The organism is Siphonobacter sp., assembly GCF_048595215.1.
Lineage (GTDB): Bacteria > Bacteroidota > Bacteroidia > Cytophagales > Spirosomataceae > Siphonobacter.
In genome coordinates this window covers 1-1,855 of record NZ_JBMDWJ010000172.1, presented here as the reverse complement: position 1 = coordinate 1,855, position 1,855 = coordinate 1, and the positions used below count along the sequence as shown (strand labels likewise).

Annotated in this window: 1 protein-coding gene and 1 pseudogene; one reads left to right on the top strand and one right to left on the bottom strand. The window is 45.3% G+C overall.

Annotated elements, in window-relative coordinates; all coding sequences use genetic code 11:
- A pseudogene (locus ACOJTG_RS10005) lies at positions 1-1,130 on the top strand (hypothetical protein); the annotation flags it as partial.
- A gap of 47 nt (positions 1,131-1,177) precedes the next feature.
- On the opposite strand, the gene ACOJTG_RS10000 reads toward ACOJTG_RS10005, so the two are convergent.
- Positions 1,178-1,726 (bottom strand): hypothetical protein, encoded by a 549-nt coding sequence (locus ACOJTG_RS10000; protein ID WP_420153697.1) that lies wholly within the window; start codon positions 1,724-1,726, stop codon positions 1,178-1,180.
- Positions 1,727-1,855: the final 129 nt, after the last annotated feature.

Genomic DNA, 1,855 nt, shown 5'->3' with positions numbered 1-1,855 from the left:
CCTTTATTCAAAACGTGTATACAACCATTCATCCGAGTGTATATTGGAAATTCCGCCAGGAGGCTTTAGCGTATTTGTATCATCAGCAAGCGGGACAACCGCATACGCTAGCTGAAATTACTTTTCCGGACGTACATCCCCTGTATGGTCAGGTGGATGTCAAAGGATCTTCCGAAGCCCGTAACTTAAGTACACAAAAAGATTTACAGACGCAGCTCGAAACCTTACAACGTGTACTAGATCAGGTAGGAATGGAAACGTTTGAAAAACAACAGGTCGCTCACTTTTTGATTGACATTTCTCAGCCCTTACAAGCCAGTACGGAACCGTATATCACCGCGTATTTGGATCATCGCATCCATCCGCATTTACGTACGTTGAACGATACTGTCATAGACGATTATTTTCGGGAAACGGCTCTAGATACAGGCCGATTTTATCACCACCGGCGGAAATACGATCGAGCCATTCAACAGATCAATGATAACCTGACGCGTACCCTCGACCAGCGGCAGCAGGAAGCCCAGGCCATTTTTCCGCATTACTATGAGCGATTCCGAACCGATGGGGTAGAGCATAATCTGTACATCGGTGCTTCTATTGCCCCAACCCTCGGCTTTCGTACCGAACACCTGCGTAAGCTGCGATTGTGGCAACTTCGCGTAGTGTGTGAGCTGGAGGCAAGTCATCAGCAATTGCGGCCAGTATTGCCGTATCCATTCGATGTAACAACCTTGATCCTGGTATTTCCCAATACCATCACCATCGCTTTTCGTCTGGATGAAAAGCGGTTCGACGTGCAAGGAACCTACAATGCCCGCTTTGAAATCGTAAAAAAACGCATTGATAAAGCCCATGTAAAGGGTACTCAGGAACGTATTACGCAGTCCGGGAAACTGTGCGTGGTATACTCCGGGGATGAAGAGCAGGCGGAATATGATCAGTACCTGACTCAGCTACAAAAGGAAGGACTGCTTGACTCCACCATAGAAAAATTGGATGTAGAAGATTTACAGGGAGTGGCTGGTTTAAAAGTACTGCGAGTCGGAATTGCTGTACCAAGGGGAAAGGATTTTGCCTCTACACCGGCTGAAGCCAGCCATATTACTAAAGAACCCACTCCTAACTAGAAGTGGGTTCTAACAACGCTCCGCTTGATTTTATGTACTGTAATTTCTTACCAAGAACCAGGGGTCATTAACAAGCCGTCGTACTCGGTGGCATCCGGAATGGTTGAAATCAAGATGGCGGGTTTTCCCTTACTCTCGGTGACGGTATAGTAATAGACTTTCTTGTGTTCCTTTAATTCGGAAGCCGTCATGTTGCGTTTGAAATTGTGACTGCTTACGCAATTGTCCTTGCTTTTGAAATTTCCTTCGGTGGGCGTAACCGTTAAAGTACCCTCTTCTTCATTAAACTTCACCCGTCCTTTTTCGAACGAGAATACCTCCGTGCGGCAATTGTAGGCGGTAACGTTATTGATCGTATAACATTCATAGGTACCATTCTTTTTAAACTCAAAAGACATGGATTGCTCGTTGGCATGGCCCACGTAATTATCGCCATTGTCCCAGTAACTACCCGCTGACGAGCGACCAAAACTCCATTTTCCTACGACTTCATTCGGGGCGGGCGACTGGGTTGCTGGATCCAAATCATCCCCCTTTTTACAGGAACTAGTAACCATACTCAACACCGTTAGTACTAACGCAAATACCTTTTTCATGAAATTATGATTCGTTTGATAGATTGAACGGATCAAAGTTGATCGTTAAACCAGCCTGGGAAAATGTACATTATTCCGAATTGTCATTATATCTGTATGAATTGTAGATAGGGGAGGGGTAATTTGTGT

Excerpts from the sequence above, each read along its gene's own strand:
- ACOJTG_RS10000 (WP_420153697.1), bottom strand. The coding sequence starts at position 1,726 with ATGAAAAAGGTATTTGCGTTAGTACTAACGGTGTTGAGTATGGTTACT.